Consider the following 20,540-nt stretch of genomic DNA (forward strand, 5'->3'; position numbering starts at 1 on the left):
TCTTTGTTATTGAGTATTTAAATGGATCCCGCACTCTTCACTGAGGCCCCCAAATCTTGTTGACCTTCCTTTGACATTACTATTTTCTGCTTCACTAGAATGCCAATCTCCTACAGTTGAATAGCCTTTTTCAAATAATGGATGTTGAGGTAATTTGTTTTTCTCCATGTAATAGAAAATATCTTTTTTAGTCCAGTTAAGAAGTGGTCGGAGAGTTAATCGTTCTCGAATAAAATCAATATTAGACATTGATTGTCTGTTCTTGGTTTGGCCTTTTCTTACTCCGCTTGCCCAGCAATGAACATTTAGGTTTGAGAAAGTCTTTTCAAGAGGATCAACTTTCCGAATTTGATGATATTTTTCAAGATCTTTTTGTAATCCTGTTTCCCAAAGACGACCATATAAAGCCTCCATTCTTGCTGGGGATATGGGACTTTGAGCAACTACTAAATTTAATTCGAATAGTTTTGTTAATTCTTCTGCGTAGCTATAAGTTTCTTTTGGAAGATAGCCTGTGTCAATCCAAATAACCTTTGGCTTTTGATTAGATTTTAATGCCACTGTCATATGAAGTAAGACAGCAGATTGGATCCCAAAACTGGTTGTTAGAACAAATCTCTCATCAAATTGTTCAAAGCCCCATTCAAGTTGAGCTTGAGCGGACAGTTGCGCTAGGTCTTTGCTCGTCTCATGAATTGATTTCATCAGGGAAGGTTGAGGCAATTGAGCGGCTTTTCTCAAATCATTGGTGTAATTGTCTTTAGATTCTTTCTTCATGTTTGAGTTTTGTATGCCGAATTAGTAAAAGTTTGTTTAGGGTCTATGAAATCATCTTAGATCTAGTCCCTATGGACTTGAACAATTTGAAATCAGATCCAATTGTTGTTGTTGGTGGCGGCTTCGGAGGACTCTCTACTGTCCAAGCATTATTAGCTCGCTCGGATGGAACACCAATCATTTTGATTGATCAAAGCCCAAGATTTCTTTTTAAGCCATTGCTTTATGAATTATTAAGCGGTGAGCTTGAATTATGGGAGGTCGCACCGCAATTTTCTGCCTTAGCCGCAGAATTAGGATTTATTTTTTTACAAGAGCATGTAGTCAAAGTTAATGAACTTGAAAGAAAGTTAATTACTTCATCAAAGAGGGAAGTTAAATACTCTCAACTTGTTATAAGTACAGGAGTAACAGCGGATTATTCTCTTCTTGAAGGTTTAAAAGAATATGCTTATGGTTTTTCTAATTTAAATGATCTCCTGAAAATTAAAGAGTTAATAACTTCTATCAATCATTCTCCTAACTTCACAAAGCCTTTAGTGATCGCTGGGGCAGGACCAACTGGTGTTGAACTTGCCTGTAAATTATCTGATTTAGTTAATAATAGAGTGGAAATATGTTTAATTGATAAAGGGAATAAAATCTTATCTAAATCCAAATCTTTTAATAGAGCAAAAGCAATAGAGGCAATTTCTGAGAGAAATATTAAGGTATACTTAGAACATAATATTGAATCTATAAATGAAAGGATTATAAAAATATCAACTCTTGAGAACGAAAAAAAGAATTCCCTTGAAATTAATTATTCTGCCTTCGTATGGACTGCTGGATTAAGACCTTTTAGCTTACCAATAGTGGATCAGCTTTTAGAAGAAAATAAGAAGATTAAAGTAAATCAATTTCTACAAATAAACGAATATCAGAATATTTTTTTCTTAGGAGATATCGTATTTAGTGAGAAGTATTCTTTTCCTTCATCAGCTCAAGTAGCTATGCAGCAAGGTTATCTAACAGCTCAGAATATTTTTTCCCTTAGAATGGGAAATCAACTTAAATCATTTCAATTTGAAGATCTTGGAGAAATGTTGAGTCTAGGTATTGGTAATGCATCAATTACTGGATATGGAATCACTTTGGCAGGACCGATTGCTTTTAAAGTAAGGCATTATGCATATTTGATGAGAATGCCAGGTTTCTCTGTTTCTTTAAAATCCGCAGGATCCAGGCTATTAAGTAAAAAATAACTAATCGTTTATTTTTTCAATATCCTTAGTTCCTTTTCACAGTATTCTTAAAATCAATATTTGGACAGCGTCAGGTGAACAGGTTATTAATTAAAGAATATGAATGAGATATTAACTGTTTTAGAAAATTCCAAAGCTGTCATAACTTTGGCAGTATTGATTATTGCAGTTTTTTTGTTCGTGAGCAGTGCTTTGGCTCCAGAACTGACGGGGCTTTTGAGCGTTGCATTATTAATGGCTACGGGAGTTCTTTCCCCTCAAAAAGCATTGGCTGGTTTTGGAAGCCCTGCTTTGATTACTTTGATGGGTTTATTTGCGGTTTCTGCTGCACTTTTTAAAAGTGGCGCCCTTGATCGTTTAAGAGAGTTAATTGCCTCGGAAAGTATTCGTACTCCACGCAGATTGATAGCTTTGCTTGGATTAGTTGTAGCTCCTGTTTCAGGTGTTGTTCCAAATACTCCTGTAGTAGCTTCACTTTTGCCAGTAATTGAAGCGTGGTGCATTAAACGAAAACTATCTCCCTCGCGCGTATTGCTACCCTTATCTTTTGCTACGGTTCTGGGTGGAACTTTAACTCTTTTAGGTAGTTCAGTAAATTTGTTAGTCAGTGATATCAGTGATCAACTTGGCTACGGTGCTTTTGATCTATTTACATTTACGGCAATAGGGGTACCTATATGGCTTTTTGGGACGGCATATATGTTGTTAGCCCCACAATCTCTATTACCTGACAGAGGGCGCATTAGTTCTGAATATGGAGGGAGTTCGGATCAAACGAGTTATTTTACTGAAGTCACTATTCCGTCTGATTCTGAACTTGTTGGACATTCATTGAGAAATAGCCGCTTACAAAGAAGATTTGATGTGGATGTTTTAGAAATACAGCGTGAGAATGAAATACTTTTACCACCCCTAGCTGATCGAATTATTCAATCTGGCGATCGTTTGTTGATAAGAATTACTCGGTCAGATCTCTTGCGATTAAAACAAGAACATACTGTTCAGTTAAATAAAAACTTAAATATTGAAAAAAATTTTTTTCTATCCAATATCGATGAAAACCAACAAACTGTAGAAGTTCTTTTGCCAGCAGGGTCAACTTTAGCCGGTGCGAGTTTGCGTGAATTGCGATTTAGGCAAAGACACAATGCTACTGTTTTGGCCTTAAGACGAGGTCAGCAAACTGTTCAAGAACGCTTAGGTCAAGCAATTTTGAGAGAAGGAGACGTATTACTTCTACAAGCTCCGAGAGATTCAATTCGGGGATTACAAGATAGTAATGATCTTTTAGTTTTAGATCAATTTGAGAATGATCTACCCACTGTCACAAGAAAACCAATAGCAATTGGTATTGCCATCGCAATGTTGATAATTCCTTCAATCACTGATTTGCCTCTAGTAGCTTCTGTCTTAATGGCAGTAATTGCAATGGTCTGGGGTGGATGTTTAAGGCCAGCAGAGGTTCAAAGATCAATTCGACTTGATGTCATCCTTTTGCTTGGATCTCTTTCTAGTTTTAGTGTTGCAATGCAGACGACCGGTCTTGCGGATGCTTTTGCCAATATTTTGATTTTCATATTGCAAGATTTACCTACTTACACTTCTTTATTAGTTATTTTTCTTTCAACTACCATATTTACTCAATTTGTTAGTAACGCTGCGTCTGTGGCTCTTTTGGCGCCAATAGCTGTTCAATTGGCCCCAAGTTTGAACCTGCCTCCTTTGGCTTTATTAATAACAGTTCTTTTTGGCGCTAGTCAATCTTTTCTTACTCCTATGGGGTACCAGACAAATCTGATGGTATTTGGTCCTGGGCGTTATCAATTTTTAGATGTCACCAGATACGGAGCGGGATTGACAATCTTGATGACGTTTCTTGTTCCTTGGTTGATTTTATTAAAGTATAGTGTTTCTTAAATATGAGGAATATGATTATTAGCTTAGGTGAGATTTTAGATCTTTCTTCTGATTTTGATTGTTTAATCTTTTCAAAATTAGTATCTATCTATTATCAGAGGAAGTGAGTATCAGACAAGAAACTTACAGAAGGCTGACGGTTCCACAATTCACTGTGGTAACTGGTTTGCTTGTTATTACTTGTGGAACATTGTTGTTGTCGACACCTTTTTGTTCTAATGAAAATGTAGGTCTGTGGGAAGCCTTATTTACTGCAACTTCTGCTGTCACCGTTACAGGATTATCAATTATTGATGTAGGAATAGATTTGACTTTTTTTGGACAACTGATTTTGGCAATTATGTTATTAATTGGTGGCCTAGGCTTAATGGCAATTACTACATTTTTGCAGGGCTTTATTGTTAGCGGAACAGAATTGAAAACACGTCTTGATAGAGGGAAAACTTTAGATGAATTTGGGGTTGGCGGTGTTGGTAAAACCTTTAAAGGAATAGCGATTACAGCTACTATTCTTATTAGCTTTGGTGCTTCCATTTTATACTTTTTTGGTTTTAATAATATTGCTAACTCAAGCGAGAGGATATGGGCATCAGTGTTCCATAGCATTTCTGCTTATAACAATGCTGGATTTAGCTTATGGTCTACAAGTCTAGAAGCTTACAGAAGCAACTGGGTAGTGAACTTTGTTTTAATTATTTTGATTGTTTTAGGTGGTTTTGGTTGGAGAGTGACAAATGATATTTGGATAAATCGTAGATCTTTAAAATTAAGAAATCTAACCCTTCATACACGCTTAGTAATTAGATCCTCTTTCATATTAATTTCTCTGGGCTTTTTGGGTTTGATTTTTACGGAATCTTTGGCTAGGGGGAGTTTCTTTTCATTGATTAATTTTGATGATCGTATATTAACTGCTTTATTTACCTCTGTTAGTGCTCGAACGGCAGGCTTTACGAATTTGCCGATTTCAATTGATAGCGTTTCTGATTCAGGCCTTCTATTAATAATGTTTCTGATGTTTATTGGAGCAAGCCCAGGTGGTACTGGAGGAGGAATTAAGACCACAACTATTGCCGCATTAATGGCAGCAACAAGAGCAACCTTGCGTGGTCAAAATGAAATTATTATTCGTAATCGTCAAATATCTGACAAAGTCGTTCTTAAAGCTGTTGGCATAACAGTTGGTTCATTTTTATTTGTATTGATTATGGCTTTATTATTAAGCTTAAGTAATGGATTCAGTAGTGGAGAAAATTTTTCATTTTTAGAAATGCTTTTTACGTGTATTTCTGCTTTTGCAACTGTAGGTTTCGATCTAGGTGTTACCTCAGAGCTAGGACACCTAGGTCAATTAATACTTGTTATTGGGATGTTTGTTGGCAGACTAGGTATTCTTTTGTTTTTAAGCGCTATGTGGCAAGCTCTCTATAAAACCAAGCTTCAACATCGCAATCGAATTGGCTACCCCAGGGAGGATCTCTATGTTTAATGAGGACAAAAATCATGAGTGATTGGTGGCAATGGTCTCCCATAAAAGCAAATCAGAAACTTGGTTTTGCTGTAGTTGGAATTGGTCGTTTTGGAAGCGCTGTATGTAGAGAACTATTAAGAAATGGTGCTGAAGTTTTAGCTGTTGATTCATCAGAGAAGGCAATAGAGGAATTACGTCAACTAGAGCCAACAATTGAAGCAAGGGTTGTTGACTCAACTGATGAAGAGTCTATGAAAGAGGCAGGTGTTCTTGAAATGGGGACAGTAGTTGTAGGTATTAGTGAGCCAATTGAGGCAAGTATTACAACAACTCTTATTGCAAAAGACACAGAGGGAAGTTTGGTTAAGCAGGTTATTGCTCGAGCAACAAGTGATCTTCATGAAAAAATGTTGAAAAGGGTTGGTGCGGATCGGGTTGTATTTCCTTCAAGAATGCAAGGTGAAAGATTGGGTTTGGAATTGGTCAGACCTAATTTGATTGAAAGATTAGAATTAGATGATAAAACCGGGATTGATGAGATTAAAGTGCCTGAGGTATTTATAGGCCGTTCGTTACGAGATTTGAATCTTAGAAAAAATTATTTTGTAAACGTTTTAGCTGCTGGTCCTGCACAACTACTAACGGTTAATCCTCCAGCGAAATATATTTTGGAAAAAGATCATGTGCTTGTCGTTATGGGTTCAATGGAAGATCTTCAAAAGCTCCCTCAAACTTAATTTATGCGTGTATTGGGTTTAATGAGCGGTACGAGTGCTGATGGTATAGATGCAGTTTTAGTTGAATTTACAGGTGATCCGTCAAAGCCGAAATGGGAAATTTTGAATACCAGCTCTTATCAATATCCATCCTCGACTAAAGAAAAAATAATACAAGTTGGTCAAGGGTTGAAAATGAATAGTAAGGATTGGTTTGAACTGGCTGAAGAAATTACTGAACTAAATGCTTTTGCTGCAAGGACTTGTGATCCTGATTCAACTGCTGAGGTTATTGGATGTCACGGGCAAACTTTATTTCATAGAAGCGTAAAGAAATCTAAAAGAGGAGGAAGTCTTCAAATTCTTTTAGGACCATTACTTGCAAAGATTTTAGATCAAGTTGTTATTTTTGATTTTAGGTCCAAGGATATCGCTTCGGGGGGGCATGGTGCCCCATTGGTGGCGTTAGTGGATGAAGCGTTATTTGGAAGGGTGCATGGATGGCGAGGAGTGCTCAACCTTGGAGGAATAGCTAATCTTACTATTGTTCCTCCCAAGAGTGGAATTGATAAAACTTCTGAGTGTTTGGGCTGGGATTGCGGACCGGCCAACTCCTTAATTGATTTAGCTATAAAAGAAAGTACTAATTCATCTTTAGAGTTTGATAAGAATGGATCTTTAGCATCTCTTGGTATACCTAAATTAAATATTATCGAAAAGTGGTTGAGGGAACCTTTCTTTCATCTCGAACCTCCACGATCCACAGGTAGAGAGCAATTTGGTAGTCAAGATTTACAAAAAAGGAAAAAGCAATTGGGTGATTTATCAACAGAAGATTTAATATCAACACTAACTACATTTACAGTATCAATAATTTCTCAAGACTTAGAGAATCTTTTTAGGTCTAGAAAGATACGTTTAATCGAACTTTTGGTTGCTGGTGGTGGAACCAAAAATTTATTTTTAATGAAACAACTTCAGAAACAATGCTGCGGGGTTTGTGTTCGTCCAATAAATGAAATTGGTATTCCGTCTCAACATCGAGAAGCACTAGCTTTTGCAACTTTAACTTGGTGGAATATCTTAGGTAAAAAAGTTAATTCGAAGTTTATAACCGGAGCAAATAAATCTATTTTATATGGATTGAGAGTTGATCCTTGATGTTAATTAATTCAATAGCTAATTTCTTTTAAATCTTAATCTTTTTGGAATCCCTTTAAGTCTTTGTGTTTTTTGTTTTTCTAATGCATTGATAAAATTTTGTGTTTTATTTTTCTTAGTTTCTAATTCTTTTGGTACTGAACTTTCTTTCAACTCGTGATGCTTGACCCCTTCCTGAATTAAAACTTTGGCCATATTGCTGACAGTTCTAGATTCTTTTACGGCTAATTCTGACAATCTTTCACATAAATCTTCTGGTAGGACAACTTGTATGCGAGGCGATTTTTGCTTCCCGTTAGATGAGTTTTGACGAGTAGCCATGCGTACAAAGAACTACCAAGTAGTAAATAGTGTACACTTATACGTAAGGGTAGTATCCTTGTGTATGATACTTGCCAATCTGGACAGCTTTGTCTTGTCAACCTTTTGCTTAAATTTTTCGATTTAAAAGGAGTATTTCATGTCTCAGCCATCTCTTCCACAAACATCTAAACCTCTTTCTTCAAGTGTTGTTGCTGAAAAAAGGGTTGTAAAAAGACAAAGAAGGAAGAGTCGTAGTAACGGTAAGAATGGAGATGTTCTAATTTCTGCTGTTGTCAGCTCTTACTTATTGACACATTTACACCATGTTTTGCAAAGAGCGGAATATGGAGCTAGCAAAGAAGGAAGGTCATCTCACGCTGCGAACTTTGCTCAACTTCGTAAAGTCCTTTGTATGGATGCTAGAAGCATGAAAGACGCGTCTGCACTAGGTCTAAAGGAAAGTGATTTGGATATGTGCAATGAATCTCATGATTGCGAGACAAAAGCTGCATAATTGAATATTCTTTTAATTAGTGAATGTTTTTTTATGAGTGGCAATGCTTCGGAGCTTTATAAGCTTATAAATGCTGATCCAAAGAAAAAACAAGAACTTTTTCGTCAAGCCCTTCAAAACCCTAAGGGTGCTATGCAATCTATATGTGCTTTTGGGATTGAAATGAATTTGCCAGTTACTTCTGAAGAGGTAAAAGAATATTTGATTACCATTGATGATTTAGAGACTAAACAATGGCTGATAAAGGCTAGGGGAGGAATGTAATTAATTTTTGGAAGAAGTAGGGGTTATGAATGAATTTTTACCATTTTCATTAATTTCTCTACGTTCATAGCCACCTCCTCCTGCCATCGTCCAAAAAAACCAATAACTAGGAATTGCAAGAGCAGCGGCAAGTACTAAAGCAGTAATTTGTTCGAGTCTTAACATGGCCTACTTATGTAATGTAATTTAAATCAGTTGGAATCTTTTAAAGCTAAATGATTAAAGGTAATTCACTTGAGGTTTTGTTGTAGTGTTGCGACTTGAAAAGATTAGTAAGATATATCCAACTGGACAAGTCTTGAAAGATGTCAGTTGGGAAATTAGAAATGGAGAAAGAATCGGTTTAGTTGGAGTCAACGGAGCAGGTAAATCTACGCAATTAAAAATTATTGCTGGCTTAGAAGAGGCATCAGATGGATCGTTGATTACTGAAGGGGATCCGTCGATTGCATATTTAAAACAGGAATTTGATGTTGATTTTGCAAGAACTGTTAGAGAAGAGTTATTCGAGGCTTTTAAAGAAGCATCTGCTTTACTTCATGGTCAAAAACTAATTCAAAATAATATGGAATCTGAATTAGCCGCTAAAGATTCAGAGTATCTGGATTCATTAATTAAAGAATTAAGCTTTATTCAAAGCAAATTTGAATCAATAAATGGGTACGATTTAGAATCGAAAGTTGAAAAACTATTACCAACTATTGGTTTCAACCAAAACGATGGAGACAGATTAGTAGGAGATTTTTCTGGTGGCTGGCAGATGAGAATAGCTTTAGGAAAGATTCTCTTGCAAAGTCCTGATTTATTGTTATTGGATGAACCAACTAATCACCTAGATCTAGAAACTATTGAATGGTTAGAAACATATTTACTTAATCAGAAAGTTGCCATGGTAATTGTTAGCCATGATAGATCTTTTTTAGATAAAGTTTGTACAAGAATTGTGAATACAGAGCGAGGTCGATCTAAAAGTTATCTTGGAAACTATTCATCATATCTGCAACAAAGAAATTTTGAATTGGAATCAACAAAAGTTGCATATGAGAAACAGCAGAAGGATATGCAAATTCAAAAGGAATATATTGAAAGATTTCGAGCAAGTGCTACTAGAAGTACACAGGCTAAAAGTAGAGAAAAGTTATTAGATAAAGTTGAAAAGATAGAAGCTCCTGAGAAGAGATTGAAAGGACCTAATTTTAAATTTATGGACGCGCCAAGGTCGGGTAAGGATATATTAAGTATTAAAGATTTAACGCATAGTTATGACGAACATATTTTATTTTTGGGAGCTTTTTTGGAGGTAAAGCCAGGTGAAAGAATAGCATTTATAGGACCAAATGGTTCTGGAAAATCTACTTTGCTACGACTAATTATGGGTTTGGAGGAACCTGAAGAAGGATCTATTTCAATAGGTAAATATAACATTATTCCCAGTTATTTTGAACAGAACCAGGCTGAAGCTCTTGAACTAGAAATGACGGTAATTGATACAATTTCACAATCAGTACCGAACTGGACTCAAACAGAGGTTAGATCATTATTAGGTAGCTTTGGCTTAATTAATGATTCAGTTTTCAAGGAGGTAAGCCAAATAAGTGGAGGTGAGAAAGCAAGGTTGGCTTTGGCATTAATGATTATAAAGCCATCAAATTTACTTATTCTTGACGAACCTACAAACCATTTAGATATACCTTCAAAGCAAATGCTGGAGCAAGCATTATCTAACTATAATGGTAGTGCATTAATAGTTTCTCATGATCGATATTTTATTTCCAAAGTTGCAAATAAAATTGTTGAAATAAGAGATGGTCAATTAATTAAATATGAAGGGGATTATCAATATTTTAAAGAGAAAAAAATTGAGGAAAAAAAGCAAAAAGAAAAAGAATTAAAACTTGCAGAACGTGAGAGAAAAAGATTGGCTAATCGAGAAAAACAGAGAAAGAAAAAACAGATTAAAAAGAAATAATTATTCTTAAAAATACTTTTTTTATGTTTTCAGATCAAAAATATCAATTGGTCTGATATATTTTATGGACTCCCTATTTTTTCTAAGTATTTTAATTTCTAAAGTTGACTTTAAATTACTCTGATTGATTTTTTTTACGACATCTGCTGGAGTTGAAATTTCTTCATTATTAATCGAGATTATTAGATCATTAACTTTTAATCCACCTTTTTCAGCAGGACCATTTGGCATCAAATATTTAATAACTGCTCCACTTTCTCTTTGGGAAAGAAAATTACTTTTTTGCCTGATATTGCTTGAAAGTGATACTCCGATAATTGGATGTTCTGCTCTTCCACCAGTGATTAAGTCTTGCGCGATTTTTCTAGCTCTATTTATTGGGATTGCAAAACCTAACCCTGCTCCTGGTCCTGAGCGAACGAGAGTATTTATGCCAATTACTTCTCCCAAAGAATTCAATAATGGACCTCCAGAATTACCGGGATTAATGGCTGCATCAGTTTGTATTAGATCTATTCTTTTATCTGATATCCCAAGCTGTGCAACATCTCTATTTAGATTACTAATTATTCCAAGGGTTACCGTATTCTCAAGTCCAAAAGGATTCCCAACTGCAATTGCCCAATCACCAACTTTTAGATTATCAGAATTACCCAATTGAGCAGTCGGCCATGGACCTTTTGCCTCAAGTTTAATAACTGCAAGATCCGTTAAAGAATCTTCCCCGACGACTTTACCAATCACTCGTCGTCCATCTGATAAACCAACTATCAGTTGGTCAGTTTTTTCTATTACGTGTGCATTGGTCAAGACAAGACCTTCTTCAGAAAAAATTACTCCACTACCTTGACCTCTTTCAATTCGAGATCGAGGAACTTGAAGTCCTCTTAGACCAAAGAAACGTTCAAAATATTGATCATTTAAAATTCCTTGTGGTAAAAACATTTCATTAGAAGACAACACTTTGCGCTCTGTTTCTATAGTGACGACTGCATTTCCAATGAGGTGTAATGCTTTTGAGACGAAAGATTGTTTGTTTAGATTTTGTGGGGTTACTTGTAAAGTTTCACGAGAATAGACCGGAGTATTAAATCGTAAATTACAAACAATAAGTACAAATAGAACAAGAATTTTGAAATATTTTTGTTTTTCTAATTTCAGGTATCCTATTACAAGTTTCGTTGCATCTAATCCATGCATGATCTTCGGAAAGGGATTAGTTTTTAACTTGAAGACTTATGATAGCCAATTTAGAAGTTCAAAGTCCCACTAATTTGATTACCGTAGATTTTTACTAAAGAACTGCTATTCAAACTTTATTTCCTTTAGAATATTAATCTGCTTTATTGTGTAAAAGTCTATGAAACTAAATTGAGTTCAAGACTTGGTTTTAATGATTTATTCAGTTTTTTGATTTCTCATTTTGCAAATGTTGAGCAATTTCTTACCTTTTCTTTATGGCCTTTCAGTTTTTATTTTGTTGATAGTAGCGGCAAGAATAATGCTGAACGGGTTTTTCTCAGGTCAATCATTAAATACTCAAAATTCATTTTCACAAAAAAGACGTGACGATAGAACTGGTTTGGTTACTGTGCACCCAGAGCTGTTAAACGAAGATGGCTGCATCACTGATGAAGATTTGCTCACAGTTCGTTTTTCAAAGGACACTGATCATCCACAATCATCTGAAAAGCCTTCTGAATAATTTTCATTAGATTTTTTGGTTTGACATTAAATAGTTCTCAATGAGGTTTTAATTTTGGAACAACGAACCCGCATAGTCGCTGCAGTTTTGAAAAATATGAAGTTACCTCCTAGGTTTCGTCTCAGATTATTAAAGGAAGATCCAGTGAGGCTTGAGCTAAGTCTCACCCCATCTTATGGCAAAGATCCTATTCAAGTTGGGTTGGTAGAGTCACTTGATTTGGTTGCGAGACGGGACAGAGAAGGAAGAATGCCCAGAGATCTACAAGGAACATGGGATTGGACAGTACGCCATGGCGAAGTTAGTACCGGTGGATGGAATCCCTATTTGAAAGAAGCTCTGCAAACTATGTTTGAAACTGGATTGCCAGCAATTATTTATGAGGAACTAACCGGCGAGGACTATCATCCGGTTGATGGAGCCAAACATGTTCGATAGGTTATTAATTTTAAAAAATAAATTAATTTCAATAGTTAAGTTTTCTGTTTTCTCATTTGGAGCATTTCTTTAGTATTATTGGTTTGATTTTGATTTACAAATGAAAGATAACTTCGAGCCTCGTTATGGGTTTGTCAACTTTGCGGAAATATGGAATGGCCGTTTGGCCATGATGGGTATATTAATAGGATTGACGACAGAGTTGTTAACTGGCCAGGGAATTTTAACTCAGATAGGAATTGGCTGAAAAAACTAATTTTTAGTTTTTTATTTTTCATAGTTTGACTAATTTTAAAACACACAAACAATCTCTACCTACATATAGTGTCAAAGAATTAAATGAATCTATTGGTTTATTATTATCTAGGGGATTCGCACCGAAATTTATACTTCAGGCGACTGTTTCTAAATCTCAAATAAAAAAAGGTCATTTATGGTTGACTTTGACTGATGGAAAGGCAAGCGTAGATGCAGTTGCATGGTCATCAACAATCAAGTCTTTAAAATTTCTACCCAAGGAGGACGATGGAGTTGTTATTGTTGGAAAATTAAATTTTTGGGAATCCCAAGCAAGATTATCTGTACAAGTTTTTGATATTCGAGCAAGTATTTCTACTATTCTCAAGAAGTTCGAAATAGTTAAATCCAAGCTTATTAAAGAAGGTTTGATAGATGATTTATTAAAAAGAAAATTACCAAAATATCCAAATTCTATTGGAATTCTTACAAGTGTTCCAAGCTCTGCATTAGCCGATATGCTTAGAACTGCTAAGGAAAGATGGCCTTTGACAAAACTGTACATAATTCCTATTCCAGTTCAAGGTAATAATGAATCTGAACTAAAGACAATTTTAAGTAAATTGAGGAAAAATAAATTAGCTTTAGATGCGATAGTTATTGGCAGAGGAGGAGGTAATAGAGAAGATTTAATGTTGTTTGATGCTGAAATTATTGCTAGAGAGATTGCAAAATTTCCTATCCCTGTAATTACAGGAATAGGCCACGAAGATGATCTAACAGTTTCTGATCTTGTTTCAGACCATAGATCTGCTACTCCAACTGCTGCAATTGTTGATCTCTTACCTTCAAGAGACATTGAAAAAAATAAATTTTTACAAAATAAGAAAACTCTCAATAACTATTTTAAAATTCGTGTTCAGAACAAAAAAAATTTTTTAAATACAAAAAAATCTTTTTTTCTATCTCATTCTCCTCAGCTATTAATAAAAAATCAAAGAGCAAAACTAAAGTATATATATCAGCTTTTCGAAGCATTGTCCCCTGATAAATTGTTGAAAAGAGGTTTTGCTTTAATTAATGATGAGGAAGGTAATTCGATTTATAGTGTACAAAGTGTGAAGGCAAAAGATAAGCTCGTAGTTAAATTTTTGGATGGGGAAATCACTGCAGAGGTTAAAAGTATCAATTATAGTAAAATATAAATTATTAAATAATACCTTTTGATCATATTTAATATGAAGATGAGGGTACTAAAAAATTATCAATGTCAAAAAAAGTTGCCAGCATTAAAACTATAGAAGCTTTTAAAAAAGATATTAAAAAATTAAGTTATGAAGAATCTATCTCTGAATTGGAATCCATTTTAACAAATATACAGGATGACAATATTTCACTAGACAAAATTCAAATTAATTATGTCAAAGGTCACTTACTTCTTAAACATTGCGAGGAACTGCTGCAAGTTGTTGAGCAAGAGATTAATGAAATTAATTCTACGTTTATAAAACTAGACTAATTTTATATACCTATATCCTCCGATTTAATATCAATTGTTGCTGCACTTGCTGGTATGTTTTCAAGAATATCCTTTCTATTGTTAATATTTGCCCCACATATTGGACAAATATTCTGATTGTTTAAAAAGCTTGAGCCACAAGAATCACATTTTTGTATTTTTGATTGGATTCTTTTCCAAGAAAACCATCCTACCCCTGCTAATAATAGTGGTATTAATGTAATTAAAATGAATATTCCGCCTGCTAAATCAATAATGAGTTTTCCAGCTGGTGTAGGAAAAATGAGAAGTACAATACAGACCATCCAAATTAATGAAGATGGCTTGTTCATGAGTATTTAAGATATCTACTTATATATTGTAATTTAAATTTTGATGCTTGTTTAATTGATGTTTAAACGTATCGATTGCGACGCATGCTTGCAATTACAACGCTCCAACACTGACCAAAATAAATAATGACTCCTACCATCCAAACCCAAAGAGTCAATACTAAGACTCCTCCGATGAATCCATAAGCTTGAAACCTTGACCCCAAAGAGAGGATACTTCTACTAACCGCTAAATTTAAAATAGTTAGTAAGGTTCCAATCATAAAAGCTCCTGGTATTAGTGGTTTCAAAGGAACTCTTCTACTAGGAAGTAAGCCCTGCAAAAGTAGAGCCATAGTTGAAAAACCTATTAATGGAAGTATGAATTGCCCCACTTGAAGAACCGGTATTTTTGACATCGCATTTTCAATCCAAGGTGTCGTATTTGCTAATTCTTCCAAAACGGCGCCAGGGATCATTCGAATATTTGCACTGATTTGATCTATGACCATTAAAAAACCTACCAAGAGAACCACAAAAAAAGCTTCTATTCGGTTTCGGATAAATCTAAATGCTTGAATTTTAAGTGGATCAGGTTTTGATTTAACTGGTAGAACGTCCTCCCATAATCTATCTGCTCCTCTTTGTAATGTTAGATAGGCATTGCCTGCAGTGATCATTAAGAACATTGCTCCAAGTATTCCAGCTCCAAATCCTTGATTAACTAATTTTACTAAAGTTGAATCAACTAGACCAACAACTGAAGGAGGTAAAACTTGAGCAGCCAAAGCAATAATTTGTTGATCTAAGCCTTGCTGTTTTCCTAAAAACCATGAAGCAACTGATAGAGATATCAGTAATATTGGGAAAAATGACTGCAGAGTGTAGTAAGCAAATGCTGCACTTAAATCGACACAATCACATTTAGACCATCTTTCATAAGCTTTCCAAAGGCTACTAAAAAACCATCTTGTTTTTTTACTGTAGTTCAAGACCACTTTGGTTTTTGAGTGTTTATGTTTACTAATACGGTACTTGGTAGGGAGGAGATTTTTCTTGGTTGAATCGGTAGATTTAAATTCATAGATTGCTTTAGTGGGATATATTTTATTGTTGATTGAAAAATAAAAAGGTTATATTGCATTAACTTTCTTGAATTAGTGCTGTAGCCCAGGGCAGCATCTTGAGCAATTGATCTTTAGATGATGCTGTTAGTAATGGGAAATTCACAGAAGTAAGATCTGTCCCAGGGCTAATATCTTTTGGATTGGTTCCCAACCAATTAATGAGACAATTAAGTTCCTCGAGGATTAACCACGCAGCCGCAATATCCCAGATTTTTGGTGTTGCCTCCAAAGCAGCAATTGTTTGACCCACAGCAACGCTAGTCATATTTAAACTTGAAACCCCCAATAATCTTATTTTCCCTGGGAAAGACTGCTCTGGTTTCATTTGTAAAACCTTAATGGACCGGCTACAAAGTGAAATGCAGTCACTATTTTTTTTGAAACGAGATTCAGACTTCAGTGGTTTTTTATTGAGCCAAACTCCCTTCCCTCTTATGGCAAAAATTCTTTTTTTTAGAGCTGGTATGTCAAGAAAGGCAGTCTCAGGTTCCCCATTGGTGAAACGCGCTATGGATATTGCCCAGTATGGTATGCCTGCTGCAAAATTAGTCGTGCCATCAAGCGGATCAACTACCCAATATTCATTTGAACTAGGAATTGACTTCTTGCCTTCTTCACTAAGGACGCCCTCACCTGGAGCAATTTTTGCTAGACCTTTAACTATTGTTTTATCACTCCACCTATCACACTCTGTAATCAGTGTTCCATCGGGTTTTATGTCAGAGTTGATTTGACCAAAATCTTGAAGCTGGCGTCTTCCCACCTCATCAACTAGGTGATGAATTGACATTAATTGAGAATTGCTCAGAGGGGTAGATATCAGGTTTTGACTCATTGTAATTCAGTTAAAAGCTATAGCTGACATAAAGGAATTAAGTTCGATTCGTAGAGATTTGATTTATTATCTAAATCTCTATAATTTTCTTGATTGACTTTTATATCACATGGTTTGATGTTATCTAAACCAGTTTGACTACTTAAATCAGCTAATAAAGTGTTATAGGTAGTTACAGAAATAATATAACGAACCTCGGAATCGGTTAAATCTCTTTGGTTATTTACAACTTCTCGCTGTGTCGTAATACCTGATTTGTACCTAAGCTTGGCAAGTCTTAGAGATTCTCTTGCAGATAAAACTTCTACATAAGAAGCAGATATATTTAGTTTGGCCGATTCTAATTTGAAGAAAACTTCTTCAACTTCTTTTCTGATTTGAGCTCTTTGTAAAGCAAAATTTAGCTTTGCTTCTTTTGCTTTGCTTTTATTGTATTTGTATAAAGATTTTGAATTACCTCCATCAAAAATAAACCATGTAGCATTGAGACCAATTGTATTAGAAAGATTAGAGGATCTATTACTAGTGTTTGGAGAAACTTGATTTAACTCACCTTTTGCAAATGAAGAGGTAAATGTATTTACTAAGCTTAATTTTGGTTGGCTAGCAGCTAAAGCAGCGTTGGCATTGCTATTATTGATTGAAATATCTAAGAGGATACTGTCAAGTTCTTCACGTGAATCATAAGCTGCAATAATACTATCTTCTAATGATAAGTCCCATACACCTAATACTTGGGTTTTTGAACCAATCAAAGGTGTGACATCCACTGGAAAATTAAGTATTTCAGCAAGAGATCTTTGACCAATTTTTTGCTCTCCTGATTTAATGTTTAATAATTGTTGATCTCTGGCTAATTGTGTTTTAGCTTCGAGAACTTCTAATTTTGTACCAATACCAGATTCAAATCTGATCTCTGCATCTCTTAATCCAAGTGTTGATGATTCAATAGATTTATTTGCAACTTTTATTTCTTCATTTGCCTTTTGAAGATTAAAGTAGCGCTTTTTAGCTTCTAATTTTAAATCTCTTAGAATTATAGAGTAGGTGTATTTTGACTTTTCAAAACTATCTCTAGCTGATGCTATTTCGGGAACTCTTGCAGGATTAATTAAATCCCATTTAATTTGTGCATTAATAGTTGAGCTCCATTGTTTACTAGTAGTATCTTTTATTAAATTTGACTCATTGTAATTATTAGAGGAAAAGTATTGAGGAAGGCCATTCGCTGTTAGGCTTAATGTTGGGTACCAGGAAGATAACGAACTTTTTAATATTGATTTTGCTTGATCAACTTTTTCTAAGTAAATTTTTATAGTTCGATTATTGTTTATTAGAATAGTTTCTAACTGATTGAGATTTACATTTTTATAGGTTTTTACTAATACTTCACGGGGCCTAGATGGCCTAAAAAGATCTTTAGGTGAAGTTAATTCATGTAATAACCCTTGTGTTTTTTGGCTTTGATTTTTACTTAATTCTTCTTGAAACCTTATTTTAGAAACTATTTTTTGCGAACTTGTGGCCCATAAAGGATTTATCACAGATATAAATAAACCGGCAAAGATTAGGAATTTTCTCTTCACTCTCCTCATAGTTATAAGAAAAACTGAGATGGATTCAATAAAGCAATTATGCTTTACAAAGTGCTTTGTTCACGATGTCGTCTGCATCATGGACAATCCTTATAGACACATTAAGTGACGAAGAGAGCTCTTGAAGAGTCATGTCATCAAGAAAGATTTTTTCCCCTTGTTTTAACATGACTGACGGTAGAAGTAATTCATCGCCTAATTCTTTTCCTTGCAGGCCTTTTACCAGATCTAGACCTGTTAGAAGTCCTGTCACTATTTGTTCTTGACCCCAATAAGGACTTGGAATTCCGTAAAGATGAAGTGTGAAATTATTTATTTTATTGAGTCTCTTACAAGGTTTCTGTAATTCATTTTCAACTAGTTTGCCAACAACCCAGCTGCATGTTCTCTTTTCATGAATTTTTATGGGAAGATTTCTTGTCGCTTCATCCATTGCTTTAAGAAAACTGCGAATACTTCCTACTCCATTCTCTTTTTGAGGTAAATCTTCATAAGAATTGAGCTTAGGTAACGGTTTCTTTGCTATCAAATACCATTCATCAGATAACCAGGCAAAACGGGAGCCCGTTGATTTGTAAAATTTCTTCTGCAATGGCTCAATTTGACTGATGACTTTTGTAGCACAAACAGAATTCACAGGTATTAGCCCATCATTACTTGGTCGGAATCTTGTTAACCCAACTGGAACTATTGCTGCTGAGAGGACTACAGGAAAATCTCCTTGTGCAAAACAAAATAGATCATTAATGGTTTTTGTTAAAGCTTTCCCGTCATTTAATTCAGGGCAAACAACAATTTGAGCATGAATTTGTATTCTCTTTTCTGAGAACCAAGCCAACTGATCTAAAAGTTCAATAGCTTTAGGATTCCTAAGTAATTTCGACCTTAAAGAAGGTTCTGTTGCATGCACTGAGACAAATAAAGGAGTAAGTCTTTGTTGATCAATTCTTAACCAGTCTTGCTCGGAAAGATTTGTAAGTGTTAAATAAGAGCCATATAAAAAACTTAGCCTGTAGTCATCATCTTTAAGGTATAAGCTTTCTCTTTTCCCTAAAGGCTGTTGGTCAATAAAACAAAATGGACACTGATTATTACATTGTTTTAATCCATCAAATAAAGCCTCAGTAAAAGCAAGTCCTAACCCATCGTCATAATCTTTTTCAATATCAATTGTATGTGTTATTCCTTTGTCATCTAATATTTTTAGTTGAATATTTTCTTCGGCAATCAGAAATTTGTAATCAATAAGATCTCTTGGTTTTACACCATTAATACTAATTAATTGATCTCCCGCTTCAAATCCAAGCTCCTCTCCTATTGAACCCTCTTCGACAGAGGAAACAACAGCAGGTTTTATTTTGTTTTTGTTTACCATTACTGTATTCATCTATGCTCCTAAACAAGAGAAATCACTTTTATAGTTTTCGGGTAGCATGAAAAAAATTAATTGATCTTGAACAATTAATTTATTTTTAATATAAGTAAATTTTCAACAAAAAGTACTCTAGAAGCTTTTTTGAATCATCTCTTTTTCTAATGATTAAGAAACGAGACCTTGAAAAGCATTGCGATCATTAAAATAAAAATGTTTTTCAGAATTTTTCTTTTAACTTTCTTCTTTGTATTCTGAAGACATTTTGGTTTGGGTATCGACTTAAAGGTAAATTCATAGAAGGTTGAGCTGAAAACCAACTCAGTTTTATTAATTCTGATTTACTCAAACAAAACCACCAATCCCATAAATAAAGAAACGTCCTATCTCTCAAAGTCAAGGACATTGCAGTTTTGGGCTAGCACAATGGTTGTCCTGCCGGTTTTTGTTCAGGCTCCATGGGTTCATGTGTTTCCTTTTTCAGCTTTTTTATTTAGTTTCCTCATATTTTTTCTTGGATTTTATTTACTCAAATTTTGTAGTAATAGATGGTCCTCTGTAGGTTCTCTATTGGTTGGTGTTAGTTGGAGCTGGTTAGGAGGATGTCTCTTTTGGGGATGGTTAAGAGCTCATCCTGTGTGGCATTTGCCTGTTGAATCAATAGCTTTCCCAATAGCAATAAGTCTTTTAAAGACTCGATGGGAAATAGGAGCTAGTTTCTATTTAGCATCATTACTAGGCACTGCTTTTACAGATGTGATGATTGTTTTGACAGGTGTCATGAAGGCTTGGCCCGAAGTTGTTGACGCCCCTTTTTCAGAAGCCTCCAAAATGTTGAGTTTCACAGCGGAACAATTATTGGAACCTTTTTCTTTATTTGCAATTTTAGTTGCAGCACTTTTAATAATTTTGATTGCAAATTGGATGAATCAAAAATCAAAAAGTGAGCCATTATCTTCCGATGCTTGGCTTGTATCTAGTGCGGCTTTGACAACAACCTTATGGGTTGATGGATTATTTTTTGCGACTACATTAATTCAGCCTCAATTGAGTGGATTGATCTGA

The 20,540-nt window shown here is 34.9% G+C and carries 23 protein-coding genes; 14 read left to right on the forward strand and 9 right to left on the reverse strand.

Features of this window, described 5'->3' with window-relative positions; genetic code table 11:
- Positions 1 to 6 precede the first annotated feature (6 nt).
- Complete coding sequence (locus tag AC6EIW_RS08525; RefSeq protein ID WP_498520235.1) at positions 7 to 777, reverse strand: phosphoadenylyl-sulfate reductase; 771 nt, start codon at positions 775 to 777, stop codon at positions 7 to 9.
- Positions 778 to 848: 71 nt separating this feature from the next.
- On the opposite strand from AC6EIW_RS08525, the gene AC6EIW_RS08530 reads away from it, so the two are divergent.
- From AC6EIW_RS08530 to AC6EIW_RS08550, 5 genes are all read left to right on the forward strand, one after another.
- Positions 849 to 2,021 (forward strand): NAD(P)/FAD-dependent oxidoreductase, encoded by a 1,173-nt coding sequence (locus AC6EIW_RS08530; protein WP_498520236.1) that lies wholly within the window; start codon positions 849 to 851, stop codon positions 2,019 to 2,021.
- Between the two features lie 99 nt (positions 2,022 to 2,120).
- A complete protein-coding gene (locus tag AC6EIW_RS08535; protein WP_498520237.1) occupies positions 2,121 to 3,938 on the forward strand; it encodes an SLC13 family permease in 1,818 nt (605 codons plus the stop codon).
- 103 nt (positions 3,939 to 4,041) lie between these two features.
- The gene (locus AC6EIW_RS08540; RefSeq protein WP_498520238.1) at positions 4,042 to 5,427 is read left to right on the forward strand and encodes a TrkH family potassium uptake protein; all 1,386 of its coding nucleotides are present in this window, start codon (positions 4,042 to 4,044) and stop codon (positions 5,425 to 5,427) included.
- A gap of 14 nt (positions 5,428 to 5,441) precedes the next feature.
- Positions 5,442 to 6,146 (forward strand): potassium channel family protein, encoded by a 705-nt coding sequence (locus AC6EIW_RS08545; protein ID WP_498521634.1) that lies wholly within the window; start codon positions 5,442 to 5,444, stop codon positions 6,144 to 6,146.
- Positions 6,147 to 6,149: 3 nt separating this feature from the next.
- Positions 6,150 to 7,286: an anhydro-N-acetylmuramic acid kinase gene (locus AC6EIW_RS08550; protein ID WP_498520239.1), complete on the forward strand. Its 1,137-nt coding sequence runs from the start codon at positions 6,150 to 6,152 to the stop codon at positions 7,284 to 7,286.
- An 18-nt stretch (positions 7,287 to 7,304) separates the two neighbouring features.
- Here the strand turns inward: AC6EIW_RS08550 and AC6EIW_RS08555 are convergent, their stop codons facing one another.
- Positions 7,305 to 7,607, reverse strand: a complete 303-nt coding sequence (locus tag AC6EIW_RS08555) for a ribbon-helix-helix domain-containing protein (RefSeq protein WP_498520240.1) — start codon at positions 7,605 to 7,607, stop codon at positions 7,305 to 7,307.
- A 139-nt stretch (positions 7,608 to 7,746) separates the two neighbouring features.
- Between AC6EIW_RS08555 and AC6EIW_RS08560 the strand changes: the two genes are divergently transcribed.
- Together AC6EIW_RS08560 and AC6EIW_RS08565 are read left to right on the forward strand one after the other, a co-directional pair.
- Positions 7,747 to 8,103 (forward strand): DUF8682 family protein, encoded by a 357-nt coding sequence (locus AC6EIW_RS08560; protein WP_498520241.1) that lies wholly within the window; start codon positions 7,747 to 7,749, stop codon positions 8,101 to 8,103.
- Positions 8,104 to 8,136: 33 nt separating this feature from the next.
- On the forward strand, positions 8,137 to 8,367 hold the full coding sequence (locus tag AC6EIW_RS08565) for a DUF8665 family protein (RefSeq protein WP_498520242.1): 231 nt from the start codon (positions 8,137 to 8,139) through the stop codon (positions 8,365 to 8,367).
- Here the strand turns inward: AC6EIW_RS08565 and AC6EIW_RS08570 are convergent, their stop codons facing one another.
- Complete coding sequence (locus AC6EIW_RS08570; protein WP_498520243.1) at positions 8,368 to 8,532, reverse strand: hypothetical protein; 165 nt, start codon at positions 8,530 to 8,532, stop codon at positions 8,368 to 8,370.
- 85 nt (positions 8,533 to 8,617) lie between these two features.
- Here AC6EIW_RS08570 and abc-f point away from each other — a divergent pair, with 85 nt between their 5' ends.
- On the forward strand, positions 8,618 to 10,336 hold the full coding sequence (gene abc-f, locus AC6EIW_RS08575) for a ribosomal protection-like ABC-F family protein (protein ID WP_498520244.1): 1,719 nt from the start codon (positions 8,618 to 8,620) through the stop codon (positions 10,334 to 10,336).
- A 21-nt stretch (positions 10,337 to 10,357) separates the two neighbouring features.
- Here abc-f and AC6EIW_RS08580 read toward each other — a convergent pair whose 3' ends face one another.
- Positions 10,358 to 11,536 carry a trypsin-like peptidase domain-containing protein gene (locus tag AC6EIW_RS08580; protein WP_498520245.1) on the reverse strand — a complete coding sequence of 393 codons (1,179 nt, stop codon included), beginning with the start codon at positions 11,534 to 11,536 and terminating at the stop codon, positions 10,358 to 10,360.
- A 229-nt stretch (positions 11,537 to 11,765) separates the two neighbouring features.
- On the opposite strand from AC6EIW_RS08580, the gene AC6EIW_RS08585 reads away from it, so the two are divergent.
- The 5 genes from AC6EIW_RS08585 to xseB all read left to right on the forward strand — a co-directional run bounded on the left by AC6EIW_RS08585 (position 11,766) and on the right by xseB (position 14,235).
- The gene (locus tag AC6EIW_RS08585; RefSeq protein ID WP_498461983.1) at positions 11,766 to 12,041 is read left to right on the forward strand and encodes a DUF2973 domain-containing protein; all 276 of its coding nucleotides are present in this window, start codon (positions 11,766 to 11,768) and stop codon (positions 12,039 to 12,041) included.
- Positions 12,042 to 12,095: 54 nt separating this feature from the next.
- Positions 12,096 to 12,479 (forward strand): DUF8663 family protein, encoded by a 384-nt coding sequence (locus AC6EIW_RS08590; RefSeq protein WP_498461984.1) that lies wholly within the window; start codon positions 12,096 to 12,098, stop codon positions 12,477 to 12,479.
- A gap of 100 nt (positions 12,480 to 12,579) precedes the next feature.
- Positions 12,580 to 12,726 carry a CAB/ELIP/HLIP family chlorophyll-binding protein gene (locus tag AC6EIW_RS08595; RefSeq protein WP_498510531.1) on the forward strand — a complete coding sequence of 49 codons (147 nt, stop codon included), beginning with the start codon at positions 12,580 to 12,582 and terminating at the stop codon, positions 12,724 to 12,726.
- Positions 12,727 to 12,760: 34 nt separating this feature from the next.
- Positions 12,761 to 13,921, forward strand: a complete 1,161-nt coding sequence (gene xseA / locus AC6EIW_RS08600; protein WP_498520246.1) for an exodeoxyribonuclease VII large subunit — start codon at positions 12,761 to 12,763, stop codon at positions 13,919 to 13,921.
- A 62-nt stretch (positions 13,922 to 13,983) separates the two neighbouring features.
- Complete coding sequence (gene xseB / locus AC6EIW_RS08605; RefSeq protein ID WP_498520247.1) at positions 13,984 to 14,235, forward strand: exodeoxyribonuclease VII small subunit; 252 nt, start codon at positions 13,984 to 13,986, stop codon at positions 14,233 to 14,235.
- Between the two features lie 2 nt (positions 14,236 to 14,237).
- Here the strand turns inward: xseB and AC6EIW_RS08610 are convergent, their stop codons facing one another.
- The 5 genes from AC6EIW_RS08610 to AC6EIW_RS08630 form a co-directional block, all read right to left on the reverse strand.
- Positions 14,238 to 14,567, reverse strand: a complete 330-nt coding sequence (locus tag AC6EIW_RS08610) for a hypothetical protein (protein WP_498520248.1) — start codon at positions 14,565 to 14,567, stop codon at positions 14,238 to 14,240.
- A 62-nt stretch (positions 14,568 to 14,629) separates the two neighbouring features.
- Complete coding sequence (locus tag AC6EIW_RS08615) at positions 14,630 to 15,544, reverse strand: YihY/virulence factor BrkB family protein (protein WP_498520249.1); 915 nt, start codon at positions 15,542 to 15,544, stop codon at positions 14,630 to 14,632.
- A gap of 145 nt (positions 15,545 to 15,689) precedes the next feature.
- Positions 15,690 to 16,508, reverse strand: coding sequence for an inositol monophosphatase family protein (locus AC6EIW_RS08620; RefSeq protein WP_498520250.1), 819 nt, complete (start codon positions 16,506 to 16,508; stop codon positions 15,690 to 15,692).
- 17 nt (positions 16,509 to 16,525) lie between these two features.
- Positions 16,526 to 18,052: a TolC family protein gene (locus AC6EIW_RS08625; protein ID WP_498520251.1), complete on the reverse strand. Its 1,527-nt coding sequence runs from the start codon at positions 18,050 to 18,052 to the stop codon at positions 16,526 to 16,528.
- Between the two features lie 88 nt (positions 18,053 to 18,140).
- A complete protein-coding gene (locus AC6EIW_RS08630; protein ID WP_498520252.1) occupies positions 18,141 to 19,490 on the reverse strand; it encodes a TIGR03279 family radical SAM protein in 1,350 nt (449 codons plus the stop codon).
- A gap of 411 nt (positions 19,491 to 19,901) precedes the next feature.
- Here AC6EIW_RS08630 and AC6EIW_RS08635 point away from each other — a divergent pair, with 411 nt between their 5' ends.
- Positions 19,902 to 20,540 carry a DUF3120 domain-containing protein gene (locus tag AC6EIW_RS08635; protein WP_498461992.1) on the forward strand — a complete coding sequence of 213 codons (639 nt, stop codon included), beginning with the start codon at positions 19,902 to 19,904 and terminating at the stop codon, positions 20,538 to 20,540.

The organism is Prochlorococcus sp. MIT2308 (genome assembly GCF_059772345.1).

Coding starts and splice junctions, on each gene's coding strand:
- AC6EIW_RS08525 (WP_498520235.1), bottom strand. CDS start 777: ATGAAGAAAGAATCTAAAGACAATTACACCAATGATTTGAGAAAAGCC.
- AC6EIW_RS08530 (WP_498520236.1), top strand. CDS start 849: ATGGACTTGAACAATTTGAAATCAGATCCAATTGTTGTTGTTGGTGGC.
- AC6EIW_RS08535 (WP_498520237.1), top strand. CDS start 2,121: ATGAATGAGATATTAACTGTTTTAGAAAATTCCAAAGCTGTCATAACT.
- AC6EIW_RS08545 (WP_498521634.1), top strand. CDS start 5,442: ATGAGTGATTGGTGGCAATGGTCTCCCATAAAAGCAAATCAGAAACTT.
- AC6EIW_RS08550 (WP_498520239.1), top strand. CDS start 6,150: ATGCGTGTATTGGGTTTAATGAGCGGTACGAGTGCTGATGGTATAGAT.
- AC6EIW_RS08555 (WP_498520240.1), bottom strand. CDS start 7,607: ATGGCTACTCGTCAAAACTCATCTAACGGGAAGCAAAAATCGCCTCGC.
- AC6EIW_RS08560 (WP_498520241.1), top strand. CDS start 7,747: ATGTCTCAGCCATCTCTTCCACAAACATCTAAACCTCTTTCTTCAAGT.
- AC6EIW_RS08565 (WP_498520242.1), top strand. CDS start 8,137: ATGAGTGGCAATGCTTCGGAGCTTTATAAGCTTATAAATGCTGATCCA.
- AC6EIW_RS08570 (WP_498520243.1), bottom strand. CDS start 8,532: ATGTTAAGACTCGAACAAATTACTGCTTTAGTACTTGCCGCTGCTCTT.
- AC6EIW_RS08580 (WP_498520245.1), bottom strand. CDS start 11,536: ATGCATGGATTAGATGCAACGAAACTTGTAATAGGATACCTGAAATTA.
- AC6EIW_RS08585 (WP_498461983.1), top strand. CDS start 11,766: ATGTTGAGCAATTTCTTACCTTTTCTTTATGGCCTTTCAGTTTTTATT.
- AC6EIW_RS08595 (WP_498510531.1), top strand. CDS start 12,580: ATGAAAGATAACTTCGAGCCTCGTTATGGGTTTGTCAACTTTGCGGAA.
- xseB (WP_498520247.1), top strand. CDS start 13,984: ATGTCAAAAAAAGTTGCCAGCATTAAAACTATAGAAGCTTTTAAAAAA.
- AC6EIW_RS08610 (WP_498520248.1), bottom strand. CDS start 14,567: ATGAACAAGCCATCTTCATTAATTTGGATGGTCTGTATTGTACTTCTC.
- AC6EIW_RS08620 (WP_498520250.1), bottom strand. CDS start 16,508: ATGAGTCAAAACCTGATATCTACCCCTCTGAGCAATTCTCAATTAATG.
- AC6EIW_RS08630 (WP_498520252.1), bottom strand. CDS start 19,490: ATGAATACAGTAATGGTAAACAAAAACAAAATAAAACCTGCTGTTGTT.
- AC6EIW_RS08635 (WP_498461992.1), top strand. CDS start 19,902: ATGGTTGTCCTGCCGGTTTTTGTTCAGGCTCCATGGGTTCATGTGTTT.